At 40.7% G+C, this 23168-nt stretch carries 14 protein-coding genes, 1 pseudogene, 1 CRISPR repeat array and 1 riboswitch; of the genes and pseudogenes, 4 read left to right on the top strand and 11 right to left on the bottom strand.

Going from position 1 to position 23168, the window contains the following annotated elements; translation table 11 throughout:
- Window positions 1-18: 18 nt before the first annotated feature.
- Complete coding sequence (locus G4D54_06195; GenBank protein QJA02045.1) at window positions 19-1491, bottom strand: hypothetical protein; 1473 nt, start codon at window positions 1489-1491, stop codon at window positions 19-21.
- A 381-nt stretch (window positions 1492-1872) separates the two neighbouring features.
- On the opposite strand from G4D54_06195, the gene G4D54_06190 reads away from it, so the two are divergent.
- Both G4D54_06190 and tsaA read left to right on the top strand, forming a co-directional pair.
- Window positions 1873-2694, top strand: a complete 822-nt coding sequence (locus tag G4D54_06190; GenBank protein QJA02044.1) for a MerR family transcriptional regulator — start codon at window positions 1873-1875, stop codon at window positions 2692-2694.
- Between the two features lie 71 nt (window positions 2695-2765).
- Window positions 2766-3245, top strand: coding sequence for a tRNA (N6-threonylcarbamoyladenosine(37)-N6)-methyltransferase TrmO (gene tsaA / locus G4D54_06185; GenBank protein QJA02043.1), 480 nt, complete (start codon window positions 2766-2768; stop codon window positions 3243-3245).
- Window positions 3246-3982: 737 nt separating this feature from the next.
- Here the strand turns inward: tsaA and G4D54_06180 are convergent.
- Window positions 3983-5944 carry a hypothetical protein gene (locus tag G4D54_06180; GenBank protein ID QJA05159.1) on the bottom strand — a complete coding sequence of 654 codons (1962 nt, stop codon included), beginning with the start codon at window positions 5942-5944 and terminating at the stop codon, window positions 3983-3985.
- Window positions 5945-5975: 31 nt separating this feature from the next.
- Between G4D54_06180 and G4D54_06175 the strand changes: the two are divergent.
- A pseudogene (locus G4D54_06175) lies at window positions 5976-6197 on the top strand (helix-turn-helix transcriptional regulator).
- A 239-nt stretch (window positions 6198-6436) separates the two neighbouring features.
- On the opposite strand, the gene guaA reads toward G4D54_06175, so the two are convergent.
- The 4 genes from guaA to G4D54_06155 form a co-directional block, all read right to left on the bottom strand.
- Complete coding sequence (guaA, locus tag G4D54_06170; GenBank protein QJA02042.1) at window positions 6437-7978, bottom strand: glutamine-hydrolyzing GMP synthase; 1542 nt, start codon at window positions 7976-7978, stop codon at window positions 6437-6439.
- Between the two features lie 122 nt (window positions 7979-8100).
- A complete protein-coding gene (locus G4D54_06165; protein ID QJA02041.1) occupies window positions 8101-9435 on the bottom strand; it encodes an NCS2 family permease in 1335 nt (444 codons plus the stop codon).
- A 52-nt stretch (window positions 9436-9487) separates the two neighbouring features.
- A riboswitch (purine riboswitch) is annotated at window positions 9488-9587 on the bottom strand.
- A gap of 70 nt (window positions 9588-9657) precedes the next feature.
- Window positions 9658-10257: a type 1 glutamine amidotransferase-like domain-containing protein gene (locus tag G4D54_06160; protein QJA02040.1), complete on the bottom strand. Its 600-nt coding sequence runs from the start codon at window positions 10255-10257 to the stop codon at window positions 9658-9660.
- The gene (locus tag G4D54_06155) at window positions 10254-11423 is read right to left on the bottom strand and encodes an aminotransferase class I/II-fold pyridoxal phosphate-dependent enzyme (protein ID QJA02039.1); all 1170 of its coding nucleotides are present in this window, start codon (window positions 11421-11423) and stop codon (window positions 10254-10256) included. The genes G4D54_06160 and G4D54_06155 overlap by 4 nt, the downstream gene beginning before the upstream one ends.
- A 366-nt stretch (window positions 11424-11789) precedes the next feature.
- A CRISPR array of direct repeats spans window positions 11790-12441; the repeat unit is 34 nt; unit sequence GTCAAGCTCTTTCGCGGAGCTTGTGGATCTAAAT.
- A 120-nt stretch (window positions 12442-12561) separates the two neighbouring features.
- On the opposite strand from G4D54_06155, the gene G4D54_06150 reads away from it, so the two are divergent.
- Window positions 12562-13962 (top strand): FMN-binding glutamate synthase family protein, encoded by a 1401-nt coding sequence (locus tag G4D54_06150; GenBank protein ID QJA02038.1) that lies wholly within the window; start codon window positions 12562-12564, stop codon window positions 13960-13962.
- A gap of 76 nt (window positions 13963-14038) precedes the next feature.
- On the opposite strand, the gene G4D54_06145 is transcribed toward G4D54_06150, so the two are convergent.
- From G4D54_06145 to rlmD, 5 genes are all read right to left on the bottom strand, one after another.
- Entirely contained in the window at window positions 14039-16036 is a 1998-nt protein-coding gene (locus G4D54_06145) for a S9 family peptidase (protein ID QJA02037.1), read from the bottom strand.
- A gap of 735 nt (window positions 16037-16771) precedes the next feature.
- Window positions 16772-17644: a hypothetical protein gene (locus tag G4D54_06140; protein ID QJA05158.1), complete on the bottom strand. Its 873-nt coding sequence runs from the start codon at window positions 17642-17644 to the stop codon at window positions 16772-16774.
- Between the two features lie 718 nt (window positions 17645-18362).
- Window positions 18363-20666 carry an EAL domain-containing protein gene (locus G4D54_06135; GenBank protein QJA02036.1) on the bottom strand — a complete coding sequence of 768 codons (2304 nt, stop codon included), beginning with the start codon at window positions 20664-20666 and terminating at the stop codon, window positions 18363-18365.
- Window positions 20667-20918: 252 nt separating this feature from the next.
- Complete coding sequence (locus tag G4D54_06130; GenBank protein QJA02035.1) at window positions 20919-21692, bottom strand: amidohydrolase family protein; 774 nt, start codon at window positions 21690-21692, stop codon at window positions 20919-20921.
- A 155-nt stretch (window positions 21693-21847) separates the two neighbouring features.
- Window positions 21848-23164 carry a 23S rRNA (uracil(1939)-C(5))-methyltransferase RlmD gene (rlmD, locus tag G4D54_06125; protein QJA02034.1) on the bottom strand — a complete coding sequence of 439 codons (1317 nt, stop codon included), beginning with the start codon at window positions 23162-23164 and terminating at the stop codon, window positions 21848-21850.
- Window positions 23165-23168: the final 4 nt, after the last annotated feature.

The following is a 23168-nucleotide window of genomic DNA, read 5'->3' as shown; positions in this document are numbered from 1 at the left end:
TCGCCAAGATTACATCATTCACCTTTGCATTACTATATCAATTTTTTTCATATCCACATTCTTTCTCCGTTTTGCGCTAGCAAATAATTTTTCAAACCATGTAGCATCATTATCTCTTGTATGCAAAAGGAGAAAAATAAAGATATCTGTTAAATCATCTTTACATTTTTTTAATCCCAGCTGAGCAACACGTATTGCATCATCCTTTTGATTATGCAGATTGTAGTATGTAATTAAAGCATTATAATTCTTTTGTTCTCTTCCTAAATGATTTTCTAAATAAGTAATATACTTATCTTCTCTGCCATGTTGATTATATATAAACGCTGCTTTTTCTTCATTTCTATAGATATATAGAATATCCGCATATGCCTGGTATTCTTCATCATTTGTACATAGTTTTTCAGCAAGCTCATCCATAATATCGGAAGCGCCAAGACAATCATAGTAATCATGTTCAACAATATCGGTAATTACCTTTTTTCTTAACTGCCAATCATCATACTGAATTTCATCAGATTGAACAAGTTCTTCACAAATTTCCAAAACTGTATCAATTTCCGGTTGATCATCGATATATTTTTCAAAGCTCAACCACTCGACAACCTCACACACATCATTCCATCTATCCTCTAAAAATGATTCCATTTGTTCTTCCTTTTTCCTTTCTAAGCATCGCATACGAATATCTGTCAGAAGTTCGTTGCTTCGAGTTAATTTTTCTTTTATTTCAAAAAGTTTTCTACCTCTATTTCCGGATTTCAGAATTTCAGTCTTTTTTGTTTCCAAATCAGCAATTGCAATTTCTAAAGCAGATTGCATAGAAACAAACAATTTCTCAGTTCCGCCTAAATCCTTCAGAATTCTTGGCTTCAGATTCTTACAGATGGATGTTTCTAACATATTGATAAGCTTTTCCGCACGATCTTTATCGCTTTGTTCAGTTGTTAAATACATAAATGAGATGATCCAGTCTGTAGCTGCTTTATCTAAATCATAAGATAACTCTTCTTCGATTTTAGAATCTGACAATTCAATATAATCCTCTTCCGGTGCATCCTCAGAATTTTCACTCTCTTCAACAGAGAACTTCAATTCAAAAATTCTGGTTAACAAATCGTATACTAACTGATATTCTTCCAGCACTCCGAGCTGATGGCATCCGGTAAATATTCTTTCCAGCATTGGCAGGATTGAAAACGGATCATTATACCAGATTACCCAATCATCCATATATCTGCCATCTTCGTCAAATTCATGATAATGAGTAACATACTCAAGATAGATATCACCTGTTTCAATCCTCGTACATAAGGTATCTATATCATCAAGTGCTGGCATATCAATGATTTTCTTTGTTCCGGATAGTGCCATTAAAAAATCATTCTGTTTGTTATTGGAGATCAATTTTGCCTGCGTTAATATCCATGCGTCCTTTTCTTCTATTGACATTTTCTTTAGCTGCGCTTTTACTTTATCTAAATAGTCCATGGCCATGCTCCTTCATTTTATTGGTATGATTTATGCTATATATTGTGATGTAAAAAAATCCTCTTGTGCTGGATTTATGAATGATATACATATTTTACCATGCCTGGTGAAATATTAAAATGATTATCGTAAGCTGTTGAAATAAGTACATATCAATCAGATAGGGTTCACTTAAGAATAGGCAATTAGCGATGTAAGACATAAAGCTATGATTTAGTAATGCGACGAATTGTATACCATGACTGTTTTTATTTTTTAGTGATTTTTACAGATAGTCTATTGGTTTTTCAAGTTAGATTCAGTGCTTTGGCATGTACATTGCGTTTCCTATTGAAGTATAAAAATCTTGCCTTATAATAAGAAGCAGAACGGAGGCGATTTATGTTTCGAATTGGTGAGTTTTCCAAGCTGATGCAGGTTTCTGTCAGAATGCTGCGTTATTATGATGAGGTGGGACTTCTGAAGCCTGCACAGAGTGATCCATGGACAGGATATCGCATGTATTCTGTGGAGCAGATTCCTGTTCTGAACAGGATTTTATATTTACGGGATTGTGGTTTTACAGTAGCTGAGATAGAAGGTTTAGTTTTAGGAAATGACGATAGGATGATGGAGGCATTAAAGAATAAGGAAAAGGAGATTGCGCTTGCGATAAAAGCAGAGGAACAGAAGCTTCATAGAATTGATCATGCAAAGCAGGACTTTCTTCAGGGAACTGCTGATATGCATTCTAATGTTACGATAAAGTCGATTCCACGCTGTCTTGTGGTATCAATAAGAGAACTTATTCCTGATTATTATGCGGAAGAAATGCTCTGGGAGAAGCTATCTGATTTTGCAAGGCAACATAGAGTTGATTGTTCTCCAACCACTTTTTCCATTTATCATGATGAGGATTACAAAGAAGCGAATGTGGATGTGGAATTGTGTCTGCCTGTAAAAAAAGCAATCAGAGATTGTGATGGATTTCAATGTCGTGAGGTGGAAGAAGAGCCATTGATGGCCTCACTTATGGTATATGGAGATTTTTCAAATATATCTGCGGCATATCAATCCTTTGCAAAATGGCTGGAGACAAACAGACAATATGAAATGAAAGGTGCAAATCGGCAGATGATACACCGTGGTCCGTGGAATGAGGAAGATGCTGGCAGTTATCTCACGGAATTGCAGATTCCTTTGCGCATGCTTAACAAATATTGAAATTTACCTCTTGACCCTCACACGGTGTGAGGGATTATCGTATTGGTATAGATGAAATGGAGGAAAAAATCATGACAAAATTTGAAGTTTATTCTGTAGGTTCTATTCACAGCAGTGAGGAGGGAGGTACATTTATTCAGGTGGATGAGAATTATATTCCAGCGTTGCAGGCATTGGATGGTTTCAGCCATCTGCAAATCATCTGGTGGTTTAACGGTTATGATGAGGATGTGTACAGGACTGTCTTAAAGACAAAACAGCCATATAAAAAGGCTCCGAAGGAAATGGGAATCTTTGCGACAAGATCCCCGATTCGTCCGAACCCGATTGCGTTAACCGCGGTTGAGATACTTCATATTGATTATGAAAAGGGCGTAGTACAGATTGCTTATATTGATGCGAATGATGGCTCACCTGTTCTGGATATAAAGCCTTATACGCCTAGTCTTGATTGTATTGAGGATCCTAAAGTACCTGCATGGTGTGCGCATTGGCCGAAAAGCCTTGAAAAGTCGGGTAGTTTTGCATGGGAAGAAGAGTTTAATTTTTAGGGATCTTATAGGCTAAATGGATGGTATCATGCAAAGACACTGTTTCTTAAACTATTATTACAACAGTAATAGTAGTTTAAGAGCAATTATCAATATGCAAAGCCAGGCAACCAACTTGTACTCACGAGAATAATATAGTCGTAAAAATCTATTAGCGCGATTCACGTTTCTTTTCTCTATTGCGCAATAGAAAGCTGTTTTAAAAATTCTTGATAAAGTATCGCATCAATCTGTTTCGTATTATAAAAGTCCTTGAGAATGGAGTAAAGAATATCCAGAGCGTAACATATGTACTGAAAATCTTTAGAGGCTTTTACCTATGTATGCAAATTTAGGGATCTATATTTCTTAGAAATATGTGTTATTCATCTATTTCTTTTTTATAAACTATCTTTGATTTGATTATTCTTTTTTTATGAAGGTCATAATGAATAAATTCCTCCTAGTCATAAAAATCATACTTTTAAACTTACATGATGATGACTTTTATTCTATCGACAAGGTGTAATTTACTAAGCATATATAACGCCCTCCTCTTAAAGATTCTACTTGCATTATGCTTGTCATAAGATAACAGAAATGAAAACTCACAAATTGTAATGTCCATAAAAATGAATATTTACCTTTGTTGTAAAATATAAATCTGTCACCACAATTCTAACTATTAAGGATTTGATTCATGCTATTATTCCTTGCTTATTTCCACTTAAAACATATTATAAATTTTTTCGATAATACTATTGTACACATTTAATATTGAGTTTTTCAATATTCTTGGCAATCCTTCTTCCTACTTTCAAGTTTTTAAATACTTCCTCGTCAAACAGCAACTGTTTTAAATTCTGCTCATCCGCCAATAGAAACTCATCAGGGTGGCAACATGTTCTTCGTAGTACATTGATATCGTTTAGCTTTTTCCCGTATATTTTCCACCAAATGCCATTATAATATTTATCATTTAGTAATCTTATAAATGTATCTATATTATCGTTTATTTTCTTAGCCATATATCCGATAGTATAATTATTATCCTTTTTTTTGGCATCTTTAAATTGACTTTGAATTACACTTATAAAGCTTTCTCTCATATAAAGTTCAGTCGCTTTACAAAACATGATATTCTTAAATGAAAAGTCCTCGAATGGGATATTGTTATCATAGAAAAGCGCTTCATACAGGGAGTTGATCTTGATTCCTGTAAGTAAATGTGACTTTACCGAATAACTGAGTTCATTTAAATCTTCATCAGTTAAATGATAAATCTTTTTCTCTTCTTCTGTAAGAAAATTCTTGGCAAACTTGATTTTCTTTAATTCCTTCATCAAGATATAAGTATCTATGATATCCTCTTCGCCATCTCCTTTTTCATTAACATAATCAGATGACGAAGGAAGTTGTTTCATTAATAAAGTGATCAACTCTTTATTTTGATTTGTTTGATCAGCTTCTTTAAGTTGATTTAAATATTGTAAAGTATAAGCATCAATTACCCCCTTGGTTATCTTTAAAACTTGATTTTGTTTCCAAATTCTATAGTCACCAATGATACATAATCGATATTTGGCTCGTGTAACAGCAACATTGATAATATTGGCATTTACCCATGTAACAGCGCCTTTCGCATCCTGATCACAGCCCAATAGCAACACAACTTCATTTGCTTCTTTTCCCTGGAATGTATGCACTGTACCAATATTAGACTCCATCCATTCATTATAATTTTCCTTGTTCAATTTGTAAAAATCGGACTCTCTTATCTCTTTCTTCAAACCTTCTACTACTGAGGTAAACGGTGAGATTACATACAAATCAGGTTTATCTCCTTTAGCCTTTTCAAATGCCAATTTAATAATATTCAACGTTTCTTTACCTTGTTCCGGTACATAATGATCTTTTCTTAAATGATTTTTTTCTTTACCACTGCATTGTAACCACTTCGAAATAGGAATGGCAAATGTATCCACAATATTCTGATCAGGCTCTTTTGTCTGCTGAATCATAACACCATCATATGAAATACGATTTGATATATCAAACATAGGATTGATACATCTTCTATGGACAACCAGAGGACATCCAACCCAAAGTTTTTCTCCGCTTGAATCATTTAAATAAGTGCCAAATGGATTAAGCTTATCCGAAAACTGCTGTACTGAAATGTGCTTATCACTATATGGTGTTGTATATTCATTTTTCAGCAATTGCTTAATTGCATCCAGATCATCTGTTACAACCGGTTCAACTTGTTTAGGATCACCAACTACAAGTACCTTTTTGCATCTTAGCATAGCGCCCAGTGCGAGATGTGGTTGCGCCTGCCCTGCTTCATCAATAATCAATGTTCCTAGTTCATAAGGTTTTTGAACATATTCCAAAAATCTTCCTACTGAAGCAAATGTAGTTGAAATTACAGGTACTAAAATAGAAATTGTCTGATATAAAGATGAAAATGCATTGATTTTATCGTTCTCTTTAAATTTGATAGTTTCATTACCATCTGTACCTCTCCACATCATCAGTAGGTTTTTCAAATTACTTCGCATACAGGTACTAGATAAAACGAATTCTTTATTCACCTGTAACGCATAATAAAATAACTTTTCTCTTTCTCTATGGTAACGTTCACTCACCCATGGATTTAGTAGATGTACATCTTTATTTTCATGCAAGTAAAACTGCTGAAAGAAATGATCATTCATTATAGTTACTGAATCAAAATTCTGGTCAGTTATAAACTGTTTTTCCTGCCATTTCAAGAGATTGTTCTAAAACTTAAGAGAAGATCATGATTTATCTCAAAATGATATTGCCAAATATCTGAATATATCGCAAAGAACATATTCTTATTACGAAACAGGTGGTAGAGATATTCCTATTCAAATACTGATTAAACTTGCTGATTATTATAAGACTTCTATTGATTACCTAGTAAATAGAACAAATACAAAATGACCTACACAAAAGTCATTTTCATTTAATCAAAAAGAGCTTATCTAATTTGTACACAAATACATTAAATACTTTCATTTAAGCACCTATAAAAGTTATTCATTTTCTGAACCCATATGATTAGGCCATTAAAGAATTATCAAAGGTATCATTCTATTCTAATTCATGCTTTCAAAAAGGTATCAAAAACAGTCTAAAGCGCAAAAAACGCCCTATCTAAAGGCGCTTTTCTTCATAGTACACTATTCGAATTCAATCGTCCCCGGCGGCTTGCTCGTAATATCATACACCACTCGATTCACATGCTTCACCTCATTCACAATACGATTGCTGATAACATCCAGCACCTCATACGGAATTTTCGCCCAATCCGCCGTCATTCCGTCAATCGAAGTCACCGCACGGATAGCTACCGCATAATCATATGTACGCTGATCCCCCATAACACCAACGGAACGCATATTCGTCAGACACGTAAAATACTGCCAAATCTCCTTCTGCAGCCCTGCTTTCGCAACTTCCTCACGCAGAATCAGATCAGAATCCCGAACGATTTCCAGCTTCTCCTCCGTAATATCGCCCAGCACACGGATACCCAAGCCAGGACCCGGGAACGGCTGCCGCCAAACCATCTCATCAGGCAATCCCAACTCCGTACCCAATGCACGCACCTCATCCTTAAACAGCGTATTCAATGGTTCAATCAGCTTGAACTGCATATCCTCAGGCAACCCACCGACATTGTGATGTGACTTGATTGTCTGCGCTGTCTTTGTTCCCGACTCAATGACATCCGTATACAGCGTTCCCTGCGCCAGCCACTTGATGTCCTCACCTGAAGTCAGCTTCTTCACTTCCTCATCAAAGGTATACACAAACTCATTTCCAATGATTTTACGCTTCTTCTCCGGATCACTCACACCAGCCAGCTTACTCAGGAAACGCTCCTTTGCATCAATCTTCACCAGATTGATATTCATCTCGCGCCCGAATGTTTCCATAACGCTTTCCGCCTCGCCCTTACGCAGCAAGCCGTGATCAATAAACATACAAATCAGCTGATCCCCGATCGCCTTATGCAGCAATGCCGCAACAACAGAGGAATCCACGCCTCCGCTTAATCCCAACAGCACCTTGTCCGTACCGACAGTCTTGCGGATTTTCTCAATTTCCATGTCGATGAAGCTATGCATAGACCAATCATTGTTCGCCTTGCAAACCTCAAAAACAAAATTTTTCAGAATTTCATTTCCATACTCGGAATGACGTACCTCCGGATGGAACTGCAGCGTATAAATATTCTTCTCTATATTGCTGGTAGCCGCATATGTACAGGTATCGCTATACGCATCCTTCACAAAGCCATCAGCCAGAGTATCCACCTGATCACCGTGACTCATCCAGACAATCTGCTTTTTCGGCAGCCCTCTGAAAATCGGAGAATCCGTTTCAATCGTGATCTCAGTTCTTCCATATTCCTTTGCTTCACAAGCCTTCACACTTCCGCCATTCATAAAATGCGTCATCTGCATACCGTAACAAATGCCAAGAACAGGAATCCCGGATTCAAAAATTGCAGGATCGCATTTAAACGCTTCCTCATCATATACACTGTTTGGTCCACCAGAGAAAATGATTCCCCGGACATCCTTCAGTGCCAGAATTTCTTCCAGTGTCATCGTGTGCGGGTGCAACTCAGAATAAACACCAAACTCACGAATACGACGTGCTATCAGCTGGTTATACTGACTTCCGAAGTCAAGTACGATAATTTTATCAGCCATGAATGTATCCTCCTTATTAAGAAGCCGATACCATAGCGTATATGTATAGTATCGGCGTCGTTGAAATACTAAGATTTCCGTGTATTATAATATCATTTTTTTTCTGATTTTAAAATCTTTTTCTACATAAATTGCGGCAGTGCGAAATAGATTAGGAAAATCACCATCAATACCCATACCGTGATGTGCACTTCCTTTGTTTTGCCTGCAGCCGTCATCGCAATCGCATAGGCAATAAATCCAAACGCGATGCCATTGGAAATGGAATATGTCAGAATCATCATAAGAACCGTAATGAAACCGGCAGTCGCATATACCATATTATCCCATTCGATTTCCTTCAGCTGCTGTGCCATCAGAATACCCACAACAACAAGAGCAGGAGCCGTTACCGCATTTGTTACAGCGGACAGCACGATTGGTGAAAACAGAATGGATACAAAGAACAGTATACCCGTCGTACAAGCAGTTAAACCGGTTCTGCCGCCAACCTCAACGCCGGAGGTAGATTCCACAAAGGAGGTAACCGTAGAAGTACCTAAAGCAGCACCTGCAACAGTACCTACCGCATCCGCAACCAGTGCGCGCTCCACATTCTCCAACTCGCCCTTCTCATTCACCAGACCGATGCGATTTGCAACAGCAACCAGCGTACCGGCAGTATCAAAGAAATCCACAAACAGAAAGGAGAAAATCACAACAAACGCATTCAACGGATTTGCGAACAATTCACCGAAACCATCTACAAAAGAGCCTGCTGCATTCAGATGGAAATTCATTTCAAAGAATTTATCAGGCAATGCCGGCATTCCCTTTAAACCAAACGCCGCACCGCAGATGATACCGATAATCGCAGTAATTACCATCCCCACAAAAACAGCAGCCGGTACCTTTTTGACAAGCAACGCAATAGTCAGCAGGATACCGAAGAGTGCAAGCAATACCTGCGGATCAGCAAAATCACCGATTGTCACAAAGGTAGATGCGCTTCCGGCAACAATCCCAGCATTTTTTAAACCGACAAAAGCAATAAAGAAACCGATACCGGCACCAATCGCCATCTTCAGCTGCTTTGGAATCGCATTGATAATCGCTTTACGAATACCGGTAACTGAAATTACGATGAAAATCAAACCGGAAATAAATACGCCAGCCAATGCTGCCTGCCAGCTCATCCCCATCTGTCCGCAGATCGTATAAGCAAATAATGCATTAACCCCCATACCGGCAGCCAAAGCAACCGGATAATTTGCCACCAGTCCCATAACGATGGAGGCAAAGCCTGCAGAAATAGCCGTAGCCATAAAAACAGATGCACGATCCATACCTGCATCATGCAGAATAGACGGGTTTACCCCAAGAATATAGGCCATTGCCAGAAAGGTTGTGATACCGGCAATTACCTCGGTTTTCACAGAAGTCTGCTTCACATTCAATTTGAATAATTTTTCTAACATAATTCCCTCTTTTCTGTCTCCCAAAACAAAAAAACACCGCAAACCGCAGTATTCGTATATAAGCTTCCATCGTAGTCTGAAATTGGTTTTCAGGTAGAAACGCTTTCACCATCATGTCGAAAGTATATACGATGTTTCTATAGACTTGTACATTATAGACAAAAATGAAACAATTTGCAAGTAATATTACCCGAAGTTCTTATAAAAGAAAAAAAAGATTCTTCAAAGGAAAAATCTCTTTTCATCTGTAACTACATAGGCACGCTGGTCCACACAGCCAATAGCCGGCAGATTCTGTTTTCTGCAAACCATATCGAAGGATTTACGTTCTTCCTTCTGATAATGTGGACAGAACGCACCTTTTATCATACCCATACCGTTCACAAGTTCAAATGTGTCTGATGCGATGTTGCTGTAGCCATATTCAAAGAGAGCATTCGCTCCGGCACTAATGCCGCAGATAACGATTCCCTGCTGGGATAGCTCCTTTAAAAGCAAATCCAGCTTTCTCTGTTTCAGCTGCTTCATGAGAAACACGGTATCGCCTGCCCCAAGATATATCATATCCTGTGAACGGAATTTCTTATATATTTCTTCATTACTCAGCTTTGTATGCAGCAGACGCAAAGCTTCGACCTGACAGTCAAGGCTGCGATAATATTGCTTGAAGCGTTTCGCATAGCCCTGATCGTCTCTGCTTGCTAGCGGAATAAACAATACATGTGGTTGTGTTTTTCCACACCTGGAAATCGCATAGGTGTCGATTGACATTGTTTCCTGCTTTTGAAAGCTTCCGCCGCCGATTGCAATCAGTGTTTTCATTTCAGAAATAACCGGCTTTCCTTTAAAGCCTGCAATGCCTGTTCGATAACTTCATCACTTTGAACAAGTGCAATTCGTACAAAGCCCTCACCATATGCTCCAAAAGAACTGCCAGGAGTCACCAGCATTCCGCTGCATTTTAACAGGTTTAAAGCGAATTCTTCACTGCTTCCATAGCCTTCCGGTATCTGTGCCCATAAGAACATGGTACTCTTGCATGAAGCGATGTGCCAGCCTGCAGCTGCAGCGCCGGCAACAATACGATTTCTTCTTCTCTGGTAGGTTTCACGGGTTTCCTTCACAATGCTCTGTTCTTGCGTTAAAGCTGCGATTGCGGCTTTTTGAATAGGTAAAAACATACCGTAATCAATATTGCTTTTCAGTTTTCTCAGAATACCGACGATTTCCGCATTACCCACACATATTCCAATACGTGCTCCAGCCATACCATAGGTTTTACTAAAGGAATTAAATTCAATACCAATATCCTTTGCACCCGCATAATATAAGAAACTTTTTCCTTCCTCTCCATCAAACACAAGATTGCTGTAGGCTGTATCGTGAATGACGATAATATCATGTGCCTTTGCAAATTGAATCAATTCTTCATAAAAGCTATCTGGAGCCGTAGCGCCTGTTGGATTATTCGGATAGGATATAATCATCATCTTAGCCTTTTCTGCTATTTCTTCAGGAATTGCATCGAATTGAATCAGATAATCATATTCTTTCAGCATCGGCATTTCATATAACTCTGCCCCTGCTATTTTCGGTCCGTTCGCAAAGATAGGGTAGCTGGGAGCAGGGATGAGAACAATATCACCTTCATCACATAGTGCCAATGCGACATGTGCAAGTCCTTCCTGAGATCCCTGCAGAGACAGTATCTCTGTTTCTGTATCCAATTCTACCTGATATCGTTTTCTGTACCAGGCTTGTATTGTTTCTTTTAATTCTTTTGTATCATGAAGTGAATACATATAGCTTTCCGGCTGCTGTGCAGCAGTGATTAGTGCATCCATGACCTCCTTACTTGGTGCTATGTTAGGGGATCCTATTGTAAAGTCATACACGGCTTTCCCACTAGCCAGCATTTTTTGTTTTTCTTCATCAAGCCTGCTGAAAACACCTTCCGCAAGTAAATCCATTCGTTTGGAAAATTTCATATTCTCCCTCTTTTCTGATATTTCATATTTCTCTCATTATAAAAGAAAAGACCGGTCCCTTCAATAGCTGATGGGTGAATTTCACAACCTTCGTATGGTGTACACTAACAGATTCTAAAAACTGACCTCAATTACATTTTTGTTTAGCACTTTGTAAAGTTTCTGTTATAATAAAAGTAGAGATATCATATCCACTCACATGTTCTTTGCGCGAACCCCAAGCTCACATGATTTTCCAGGGAGGTTCGCGCCACATAATTGTGTTTTAAAACAAAATGTAACAAATTTACAATAAAAGTACAATAGATAATTAAATGTAAATAATATTTTTTATTACATTTTGAGTGGTTTATCACAAATCTCGCAGTCAAGCTCTTTCGCGGAGCTTGTGGATCTAAATAATATCATATACACACGACGAATATTGGTTAATGTCAAGCTCTTTCGCGGAGCTTGTGGATCTAAATCGTATCCTATTAAAGTTATTTCAGGATATTACCGGTCAAGCTCTTTCGCGGAGCTTGTGGATCTAAATATAACGCTGGATTTTGCGGAGTATTTGAGCCGAGGTCAAGCTCTTTCGCGGAGCTTGTGGATCTAAATCCACACATTACTCACCCTCTGTAACTGCCAGTTCTTGTCAAGCTCTTTCGCGGAGCTTGTGGATCTAAATTCTATCCTGATCCAGTTCCTAGTGGATCTGATCAAAGAGTCAAGCTCTTTCGCGGAGCTTGTTGATCTAAATCATCGTAATTATTTGGAGTAATTATGGCAAAGCAAGTCAAGCTCTTTCGCGAAGCATGTTGATCTAAATTCCAATCGTGTAAAACAATAATTGTAGATTTTCGTCAAGCTCTTTCGCGGAGCTTGTTGATCTAAATAACATCATGCCTACAATATTTCACAGTTTCTTCTGTCAAGCTCTTTCGCGGAGCTTGTTGATCTAAATTTCCAGCCTTTATCGACAGTATGATTGAATTGTCCGCCAAGCTCTTTTTCAGAGCTTGGCGATCAAACAGCTCAGTACAGATTTTGCATTCCTACACACTACTTCCCATCCAATACCATTTGCAATCTCTCTCTAAACAGCGTACAATAAACACATAAAGTAAACGCTTACAGGAAGGAGATTTTTTATATGAAATATGTATGCGAAATATGCGGCTACATGTATGATGAAGCTGTTGAAGGCACCTCCTGGGTCAACCTTGATAGCACATGGAAATGCCCACTATGCACCGCTCCAAAGGAATGCTTTAAAAAAGTAGCATCAGAGGAAGACGCGTCAGCTACATCCAAAAGCAACGATGCCACCTCCCTTGCCATACAGAAAAATACCAAAAAGGAAGACACCCTGGAAACCAGCATGTCCCTCATCCATGAAATGGCGATTCACAACACCAGCCGTATCGAAGCGATGCGCACACGCAAATCCGTACCCGGATGGGATGACATCCTGCTATTGGGAGGCCAGCTCGCCCACCCGCCACTTGCCGATAAAGCCGATGTTGACACAACGACCATCATTGGGAAAAATGCACGCAAGCCAATGGTTCTTGATCATGCCGTCTACGTATCTCACATGTCCTTCGGCGCCCTCTCCAAAGAAGCCAAAACTGCACTTGCGAAAGGAACAGCAGCCGTACATACCGCGCAATGCAGTGGAGAAGGCGGCATCCTCCCGGATGAAATCGATCATGCCTACAAATACATTTTTGAATATGTTCCCAACAAATACAGTGTCACCGACGAAAACCTGAAACGCAGTGATGCAATCGAAATCAAAATCGGTCAGGGATCAAAACCAGGCATGGGCGGTCATCTTCCTGCAGAAAAAGTCACTGAGGAAATATCCGCCATACGTGGAAAGCCACTGCATCAGGACATCATTTCCCCATCGAAATTTGATGAAATCAAAACAAAGGACGATTTAAAGCAGCTGGTCACCTCTCTCAGAGAACGCAGTGACGGACGTCCGATCGGTATAAAAATCGCAGCCGGGCATATCGAAGCAGATCTGGAATGGATCGCATATGCACAGCCTGACTTCATTACCATTGACGGCCGCGGTGGCGCAACCGGAGCATCTCCAAAATACCTGAAAGACAATTCTACAGTGCCTACCGTATATGCCCTGGCCCGCGCCCGCGCATACATGAACCAGCACCATATGACACAGGAGCTCATCATTACCGGAGGCTTTCGTACAAGTGGAGAAATGATCAAGGCTCTGGCAATGGGAGCGGATGCCATCGCAATTGCAAGTGCTGCCATGATAGCAATCGGCTGTCAGCAATACCGCATCTGCCACAACGGAAAATGTCCGATGGGCATTGCCACGCAAGATCCTGAACTACGCAAGAATTTTTCCATAGACAAAGGAGCAAAGCGCTTGGAAAACTATCTTCATGTACTATGGGAGGAATTAAAATCCTTCGCAAGAATCAGCGGACACACCTCCATTCACGACCTCAGCAGGGATGATCTATGTACAACCAGCTCAGAAATATCCAATCACACTGACATTCCACACTGCTAAACTGCAATATCCAGACCACAAAAAAACGAACAGACGTATCCTCAACAAATACAGCCTGCTCGTTTTTCTTTTCTATTTAATCCTTCAGATAGGTATCCATCCAGGTCGTAATTTCCTTTAGACGCTTTACTCTGTGTCTTGGCTTTCCACTCCTGGACAGCTCGTGATTCTCTCCCTTAAACATGCACAAGCGTGTCGCAACACCATGCTCGCACAAGGCACTGTACATCTGCATTCCCTCACTGTATGGACAACGGAAATCCTCATCACTATGGATAAACAGCGTCGGCGTCGTACACTGATTTGCATATTTCAAAGGAGAATGCCACCACAGCTTATCTACATTTTTCCATGTGTCAGCACCCTGCTGATCAGCACCGAACATTTCTCCGATATCGGATGTATGCGCAAAGCTTATCCAGTTGGAGATAGAACGCTGACTTGCCGCAGCCTTAAATCGATCAGTATGACCGATAATCCAGTTTGTCATGAATCCGCCATAGCTGCCTCCTGTCACACCGACACGCGCGGTATCTATCGCCGGATATTTCTTCAGTACCTCATCTGTGAATTTCATCAAATCCTCATAATCAATCGTACCGTACTTACCACGGATATCCGCAAAGCTGTTACCTCTGCCATCGCCTCCACGCGGATTCATAAAAAACACAAAATATCCCTGATTCGCCCACACCTGCATTTCATGATAATAGACCTCGCCATACACCGTCTTCGGTCCGCCATGAATATCCAGAATTGCCGGATAGGTTTTCTTTGGATCAAATCCCTTTGGCTCCAGCACCCAGCCATACAGCTCCATTCCATCCTGTGTGAAATTGCATGGTACGCATGGACGGATATCCTTCTCCGCATAAAATTCCTCATTGAATCCGGTTAACTGCCTGCAGCTTTTTCCGTGCATATCATATGAATACAGCTCCTGTAAACGCATATCCTGCATACCTGCAAAATACAAACGGTCCTTTGCAAGTGCAATGACATCCACGCTTCCCTCCCTGTCATACACAGGTGTAATGCTTCCATCACTATGCAATGCATATACACTGCTCCTATTGAACAATGTCGTAATAAAATACACCGTATCCTTATACAGACAGATGCTCTTACCGCCACCATAACGACAGTCACTGCCTACGCTGGAGCCAACAGCATCCTCATAGGAGGCAAACAGCTCTACCACTCCGCTATTTGGATCCAGCTGATAAAACATGCCGTTTTCATTCAGACCGTAGCGCTTCTGTTCACTCGCCAGCATCATAATGTTATCCTTCCATGGTAGAATTTTCCCAATCGACCACTGCCCTGCAGGAAGAATTTCACGATGCTCTCCTGTATTTCGGTAATAAGAATATACCCCTTCCTTATTTATGGGTTTGCATGCGTAGCTCTCACCTGTGTAATACACAATCTCATGATTATCTGAAAGCTCTACATCATATACATTGCAGGTTTCTTCACTGATGCGCAATATTTCATCATCATGCTCATGATACAGAAACAGGCTGTTTCGTTTCTTATTCGTATATCCCATGCCATTTCCATAAAAGGGCAGCTCATCCAGAACCTCATAATCCTGCATATCCTTCTTTTCCTGAAGGATTTTTTCCTTCTCATCGGCATTCATTTGATACATGCGTGAATATTCCAAATGAAAATCCGCACAGAATACATATTCTCCATCTGCCGCCTTCTTGATGGAAGTTACCTGTAATGGTATGGTAAAAGCCTTTACAGCCTCTCCTCCATGAATGCTGATTCGATAGAAGCAGGTTCTCTCCTCTCCGTTTTCAACAGCCTTTCGATCCTCCTCATCCCGCATATTGGCAAACAGAACAGTTTCATTATCATCCCATAAATAGAGCTGTTCCTTTCCATGGCTGGTCAGCTGCCGCACAGTATCGCCATCCGTCAGATATAGCTTCATCTGATAGCTGTTATCCTTCTCCACACACTTGCTGCCGACAAAAACACCATGCTCCTCATCCGGTGCAAATGACAGATTACTCAGATATGTAAAATCCAGAAAATCCTTTAATTTAATTGTATCCTTCATAATACCCTCCTCTTATGCTCTTCCTTTATTCTAGTACAAACCCCCTGAAATAAAAAGTCTTTTAGAGAAATCCGTATGGCTTTCCACTTCCAAGCCATGCATAGGCGACTAAACGGGTAGACTCCTTACTTTATAATCCGGCAATGCGTTTCCCAAACCATTATATTGAGAGCCTGGATTTGCATTTCCTTTATCATCATAGTATTTCATTTAAAGAAAATTTAATTCCCCATGGTAAACCATCTGTTTTCCTTTTTGTTTGTTTTTGTATGAAAAAGCGTTCCTGATAATTATAATGCATTTCATAATTTACAGTATAGTGAGTAAACAGGATCCAGCTGAATCTGCAAAAAAACAGACGCTTTGAAACGAACCCCAGAGCTTGGACAGCCAAAGGAAAGTGTTCACTTCACTTTCCTGTATCTTCCCTGTATCCTCTATTTTTATCACCACATGTTCTTTATTATACTGATGAAGCAATTACTTTTATGAGACATATACTGAATATATTCACTTTTTCTGCAATCTCACACAGCCTCCTCCCTGTAAGCATGAAAAAGAAGATGACCAGGCATTCGCTATAAATCATTCAATTTCCCGTTACTGTCAAACATTTACCCTGACATAAAACCACTTTATCGAAAGGCGTTAGCTATGCTGTCCTATAGGTTCAAATGTGATGGATACAGCCGTCTACAACAGAGAATTGACACAGTCTTACGGCATTGCACATTTTTATGCAAAGGTCTCATACAGCATCAGCTTCTGCATGGTAACGCTGCTCTTCCACCAGTTTGCACTCAGGCGATATTCGTTCTCATACCCCTGCCATACCCAGTTGATATCCCAGCAACCCTCGGCATCTCTTGTTTCCGTAATTCTTTGAACCTCCAGCTTCAGAAGATTACTATATTCCGGATATAGCGGATGAAGACGATCGTGTATGAAAAATGACGGCGTAATGCAGTATGCATTCCAATTATCAGGATCTTCTTCAATCAATCCCCGCATCAGCTGAATTCCATGGGCAGCGACAGCATCTGCCTGCGGTCCGCAAAAGCTTCCCGTCTTCTGCAGTTCACGCAGAAGAAACATCATAGACTCCAGAGAATGCGGTTCAACCTCTTTCTGCGAAAGGAACAAAACCATCATACGCTGTACCATTGATTCCGCTTTAGTATACAGAGAGCTGTCTTTCTGTGCGAATTTCAGAATGAACCAGCATATATCTGCATTCGGCATATAGACATCAAACGTTTTTTTCTCTGTCTTCGTCCACCACGGCGCATGCGGATATTCATTATTGGAGGAAAGAATACTGATCCAGAAGCCGTCCTCCATATCCTTTCCACTTTCCAGATAGCGCAGCATCCCCTGTATAACCGGATGTGTTTTATCCTGGTATTCAAGCTCATGAAGAATATGTATCGCATAAAACATCTGAGAGGGTGCAGAGGCAGGATTCCAGCAGTCCGCCTCTAAAGCATGAGCGAATCCTCCATCTGTATTTTGATAATACTGCAATTCGTCAACCACAGCCCCTGCATCACCACCCTCAAAGTAAAAACGCCATTTTGCCAGCTCCAGCCCTCTGGCATTGCGATGCATCCATCGACCTGTTTTTGTTATATCCAGTTTTGTCATTGTCTAATCTGCGCAGTGCCTATTCTGCTGCGCTCCTTTCTTTTTACGTATGATATCACATGCGTTCCTGAACGGCTTGTAAAAACAGGACATGTTTTCTTATATGATATCGCTCAGGTACAGCTCCTATACTACCACAGGATAAGAGTGAGTCGGTGAAATGATGCTGCAGCTCATCCTGTGGATTGCGAATAAAACAATGTATGATTGTAAGTCTATACGAAAAGCTGCATTGAAAGAAACCCTGTGCACAAAAGCATATATCATTCAAACGTATCATGAATTCTGAAAACGGGTATAAGAAAAAGAGGAAATCGAGAAACGGTTCTTTCTTACTTTAGGGTGTTTGCGAAAGGGAGACATCGACTTCTATTGATAACTATAATCGTATGGAAGTCTCCCTATGTTAAGTTTACCCACAATCGAGAAAGTACCCGAGAAACTGCATCATCTCATATTTCTCTCCTCTTGTGCCTGTTTTGAAATACATGATTCTGAACGAGTCTCAGTCGATCCCGTTATTCTTTCAAACGTATTGGTTATGACAAATATGTGGTAATGATCATCCTATGCCGCAAAAACTGTATTTCAGGTGGTATTGATCATCATATCCCACTAAAACTGAATTTCAGAAGGGCTGCCCTGTGTTTGTGGCAGTCTTCGTCTTTATTCGTTTGAAGTCTTACCCGTCTTGTCGTATTTGGAATTCGTGTAGCGTTTTTGCTTTCCTTGCCGAAAACGCCAAAACTTCAAAATTCTCAATTGACAACGGTTTGGAGAATACATATCCCTGCACCATATCACAATTTGCATTTCGCAAAAATTCCACCTGTGTAAAGGTTTCCACACCCTCTGCCACAGTTTTCATCCCAAGCTTTCTGGCAAGCTCAATCGCAGTCTCCACAACATCATTGCCTCTAGGGTCCCCTTCCTTATCGAAGAATGCACCATCCAGCTTCAATATGTCAACCGGTATTTCCTTCAATACGTTCAGGGAGGAATAGCCGCTTCCAAAATCATCCATCGAGCATTGAAAGCCTGCCGCATGAATCTGTGCAATGACATTTTTCAGCAGCTCCAGATTTTCAAATACCACAGTTTCCGTAAGCTCAAACTCAAGTAGATGGGAAGCTATACCATATGTTTTCTGTATTACCTCATACTTTTTCAAAAACTGCGGATCCAAAAGATGATTTCTTGACAGGTTCACAGAGATTGGAATAGGCGCGATTCCCCTGTTTTCCCAGTCCTGCAAGAGACGGCAGACGCAGTCAAACACATACAGATCCAGCTTGACAATAAAGCCGTTTTTCTCAAAGAACGGAATAAATTCCCCAGGTGATATCAGTCCATCCTGTGAATTCCAGCGAACCAGTGCCTCTGCTCCGACGATTTCACTCTTCTCCAGATTGATTTTCGGCTGCAGATATACAATAAATTCACCATTCTCAAGAGCCTGCTGCATGGAATTCTCCATTTTCTTCTCTTTCAGCATCTGCACACGGTCATAGTCATCATAAAATACACAGGAGCACATATGGCGACTGATCATGTCCTTATTGTTTTTTCTGGCGGTGTTTGCCCGATCACGTATATTGACGATATCAATGCTGCTGTCTGTCACAATATAGATGCCGCAATCCAACGGCAGATAATAGGTTTGTTCCTTACTCTGATTATAGGAGTTCACCTTATCCGTCATCGCTTCCAGACGTTCACGAATCTCTGCCGTATCCGTTGTAAACAACACCAGATTGTATGTATCCGATGAGATTCTGGCAAGAAATTCACCTTCCTTCAAATAGGATTGCAGGCAGTCATGCACATACTGCAATACCCGGTCTCCATCCCTGCTCCCGAAGGAGTCATTGATGAGCTTGAATTTACGAATATCGACGGTAACGAACGCAAAGGACTGAAAATTCTCCAGAATCCTCTGCAGCTCCTTTTCAAACCGTGGTGCAGTAAAGCCGTTGGTCACAGGATCCACATAGGCAACACGATAGATTTCCTTATTGAATTTCGTATTCGTAAACAAAATATAGAGAATAAGGATACCGAAGACCAGAAAGATGAATACATTGATCATAATCGAAAAATTCGTATAGTCCTGTATATTTTTGGCATAAATCATACTTGGTGCTATGGACAACAGATACCAGCTCCCCTCCTGCAGAGGTGTATAGTACAGAGTCCTTTCCTCAGGTTCTCCACGGACATCCTGATGCACCGTATAATGTATGGTACCGCTTTTTCTGTAATGGATATCTGACTTCAATTTAGAAAGAGAGCTTCCGCTGTCGATATCCGCCACATCCTGAATGCTTTTATAGAAGTCATTTTTTAGAAATACGGCGTACTGGTTACTGGAATGCATAATAAAATCGCCATCCTGCGAAATGATATAGCTGAAGCCAACGCCGTTAAAGGTATCGGTATCCGAGAGCAGCTGCAGAGTTTCCGTATTGCTCCAGGCAACCATCGCTCCTTTTATGTGCCCCTGTACATAAAAAGGAACTGCATACAAAATTCCCGTTTCATCATACAGCGTTTCCAGCTGCTTACTCACGCCGCTTTTCTGCTTATGGAGAGCATCCAGAACGATTTCCAGCTTTGTGACAGAGACTGTCTTATGATTTTTTACATGCAAAAGACCGTTCATATCCACATAGCCAATCCAGGAGAAGTCGTTCTCCTTTAGAACACTGTCTATGATGGTCTGTCCGACAGCATCGGTTGTGGCAATCTCTGACAGATTTGCACTGACCTCACGCAGCTGTGCAATATTCTTTGCAATGTTCTGATCCACTCTGCTTGATGTCTGTTTCGATAATTCAGAAAGATACCGCTGTGTTTCATTCATAATCAGTGATTTGCTCTGCTGTATCATCATAGAACTCAAACCAATCATTGTTATGATCATGAGAATCAGAATACCGATGGTCAGCTTTGTATGCGTTTTCTGCTTTTTTCCCAGGGAATACATATGCGCCCCCCTCTCAACATTCAATTATAGGTATTATACTATAGATTGTTGAAAAGAGGAACTCTCTTTGCTGTAAGTCCGCAAAAAAAGGCGAATTCTGCATACAAATCATCCGATGGCATAGGAAAAGCTGAATGTATTGGATACAACTGCACGATTTGTCTGCCACCATAGTGGATAGCTACAGACACAGGCTGTATGTATATCAATATGGCTATATATATTCATAAATTTATGCAGTGCTTGATTTTCCTACGCCAAATGAAAAACACGGTATGCAGTTTTATACAACAGCCTGCTTCGTATATCATCCGATACTGCCAGAGACATCGCGAAATCCAAATGATCTGCCTGAGAGCACCCTGCATAATCAGAGCCGAACATGATAGCGTCCGGATGTCTTTGCAATTCGGATTGAACAGCCTTTCTCATATCTGCTGTCATTTGTACATCCGCAATGGAGGAAATATCAAACACGATGTTATTTACATTTTTATACCGCTGAAAGCATGCCTCTACATTCGGATAATGGCAGTGACAGCAGACAAAGGTGATATTTGGATGCTGTCGTACCGCTTCGCATACGGCAAAATAGGATGCATATTGTGAGCTGTCTTTTTCCGAATGAAACAGCACCGGCACATTATATGTTTCAGCAAGCGCATAAACAGGCCCCAGTATATTGTCTGACAGATAAAACGACTCATGTCCGCAAAACAGCTTGATTCCTACAATCTTTTTTTCAGATAGAGCCGTATCCAGCAGTTTACATTGCTCCTTGTAATTGAAGAAAGGACTGATTTCGCCAACGACATGAACATTGCAGGTATCTGAGAACAGTTCCAGACAATCCTTTAAGCTTCCGATTTCACTTGTAATTGCGGAATCACTGATGACGATTCCCTCATCAATGCCGTTTTTTTGCATTTCCTTAAGGAGTATTTCTTTTTTCTCCGGCAAGGATATTCCCTGGACCGGCAGATGCATATGGGCATCTAAGATTCTTCTTTTCTGTTCGCTATCCATACGGCTGTCTCCTTAGTATCCTTGTGATTATTTACACATAACTCTCTGGAAAAAAGATAGATTGATTCTGACAAATATAAGGAAAGGAATTTCCAACATACAGCACTTTTCCGCCTGACACCAGAAATCCCTTGTTTTAGATGTTCTTTGACACTTTATTTATTCTTTCGTGACATCAAGACAACACTCTCAACGTGTGGAGTATGAGGAAAGATATCGATTGGCTGAATCTTGTCTACATTATAACGTGAGCTCAGCACAGCCAGATTCTTTCCAAGCGTTGCCGGATTACAGGAAACATAAATGATATTTTTAATTTTACTTCGCAGAATGCAATCCAGCATGGCGTCATCCAGACCGCTTCTTGGCGGATCCACAACCAGTACATCAATACTGCGCTTCTTCGACAGATAGGTCAGCTTGTTTGCCGCATCGTCACACAGAAAGGAAACATGCTCACAGCCATTCAGCGCTGCATTTTGATTGGCATTCACTACCGCATCCTTAATGCTTTCGATTCCGATGATTTCCTTTGCCTTATCCTTCAGATATAAGGAAATTGCACCGATACCACTGTAGGCCTCCACGATCAGCTCATTGTCCTCCTTCACCATGGATGCAATCGTCCGATACAGCTGCACTGCCTGTTTGCTGTTCAGCTGAAAGAATGAGCGCGGTGAAATTTGAAGCTTTAAGCCGTCCAGCTCCATCGCAAGACTCGTTTCCCCTGCCAGATGCATCATTTTATTACCGAACACCTCCGGTGTCTTTTTAATTGTATGTATACTCTGCCACAGACTCGTAAGCCCCTTTATCCGCATCAGATCAGAAATCAGGCGTTCATCAAGCTCATCATTGCCCGTAACAATTGTACACTGATAGCGATTGTCAAAGCCGCGAACCACCAGATTGCGGATACCTTTTTTATCATGCGGATTATAGGACACACAGCCGTGTGTATTCAACACATGCATGATATCCATACGGACCCGTTCCAGGCCATCCTCATGTATCCAGCATTTTTTTACATCGATAAAATAATTGGAATTCGGCATAAACAAGCCGCTGACCAGACGTCCTTCCTCCATGGCACAGGGCAGCTTAAATTGATTCCGGTAACCGAATACATCCTCACTAGCCTTTACACGGGCAACCTTTCTGGGATCGATTTGCGCATATTTTATCAGAGACTGCTTCAACAGATCCTGCTTGTATTCCAGCTGTACCGGATAACGGGCAATCATCAGTGGACAGGCACCGCAGGTATTCTGAATAAAACATTTCGGACGGATACGGTTCTTACTGCTTTTAACCACCCGCAGCAGCTCCGCTGTCGCATAGCGCTTCTGTTTATCCACAATGCGGATTTCCACTTCCTCACCGATCAGTGCCTGCGGTACAAATACCGGCATGCGGTCGATATACCCGATTCCTTCCCCGTTGATCCCTGTTTTCTTTATAGTTACTTTCATATAA

The organism is [Clostridium] innocuum (genome assembly GCA_012317185.1).
Lineage (GTDB): Bacteria > Bacillota_I > Bacilli_A > Erysipelotrichales > Erysipelotrichaceae > Clostridium_AQ > Clostridium_AQ innocuum.
Note: the sequence above shows the minus strand (reverse complement) of the source record. Positions and strands in the feature narration are given on the sequence as shown.

Excerpts from the sequence above, each read along its gene's own strand:
- G4D54_06195 (QJA02045.1), bottom strand. The coding sequence starts at position 1,491 with ATGGACTATTTAGATAAAGTAAAAGCGCAGCTAAAGAAAATGTCAATA.
- G4D54_06190 (QJA02044.1), top strand. The coding sequence starts at position 1,873 with ATGTTTCGAATTGGTGAGTTTTCCAAGCTGATGCAGGTTTCTGTCAGA.
- tsaA (QJA02043.1), top strand. The coding sequence starts at position 2,766 with ATGACAAAATTTGAAGTTTATTCTGTAGGTTCTATTCACAGCAGTGAG.
- G4D54_06180 (QJA05159.1), bottom strand. The coding sequence starts at position 5,944 with ATGAATGATCATTTCTTTCAGCAGTTTTACTTGCATGAAAATAAAGAT.
- guaA (QJA02042.1), bottom strand. The coding sequence starts at position 7,978 with ATGGCTGATAAAATTATCGTACTTGACTTCGGAAGTCAGTATAACCAG.
- G4D54_06165 (QJA02041.1), bottom strand. The coding sequence starts at position 9,435 with ATGTTAGAAAAATTATTCAAATTGAATGTGAAGCAGACTTCTGTGAAA.
- G4D54_06160 (QJA02040.1), bottom strand. The coding sequence starts at position 10,257 with ATGAAAACACTGATTGCAATCGGCGGCGGAAGCTTTCAAAAGCAGGAA.
- G4D54_06155 (QJA02039.1), bottom strand. The coding sequence starts at position 11,423 with ATGAAATTTTCCAAACGAATGGATTTACTTGCGGAAGGTGTTTTCAGC.
- G4D54_06150 (QJA02038.1), top strand. The coding sequence starts at position 12,562 with ATGAAATATGTATGCGAAATATGCGGCTACATGTATGATGAAGCTGTT.
- G4D54_06145 (QJA02037.1), bottom strand. The coding sequence starts at position 16,036 with ATGAAGGATACAATTAAATTAAAGGATTTTCTGGATTTTACATATCTG.
- G4D54_06140 (QJA05158.1), bottom strand. The coding sequence starts at position 17,644 with ATGCATCGCAATGCCAGAGGGCTGGAGCTGGCAAAATGGCGTTTTTAC.
- G4D54_06135 (QJA02036.1), bottom strand. The coding sequence starts at position 20,666 with ATGTATTCCCTGGGAAAAAAGCAGAAAACGCATACAAAGCTGACCATC.
- G4D54_06130 (QJA02035.1), bottom strand. The coding sequence starts at position 21,692 with ATGGATAGCGAACAGAAAAGAAGAATCTTAGATGCCCATATGCATCTG.
- rlmD (QJA02034.1), bottom strand. The coding sequence starts at position 23,164 with ATGAAAGTAACTATAAAGAAAACAGGGATCAACGGGGAAGGAATCGGG.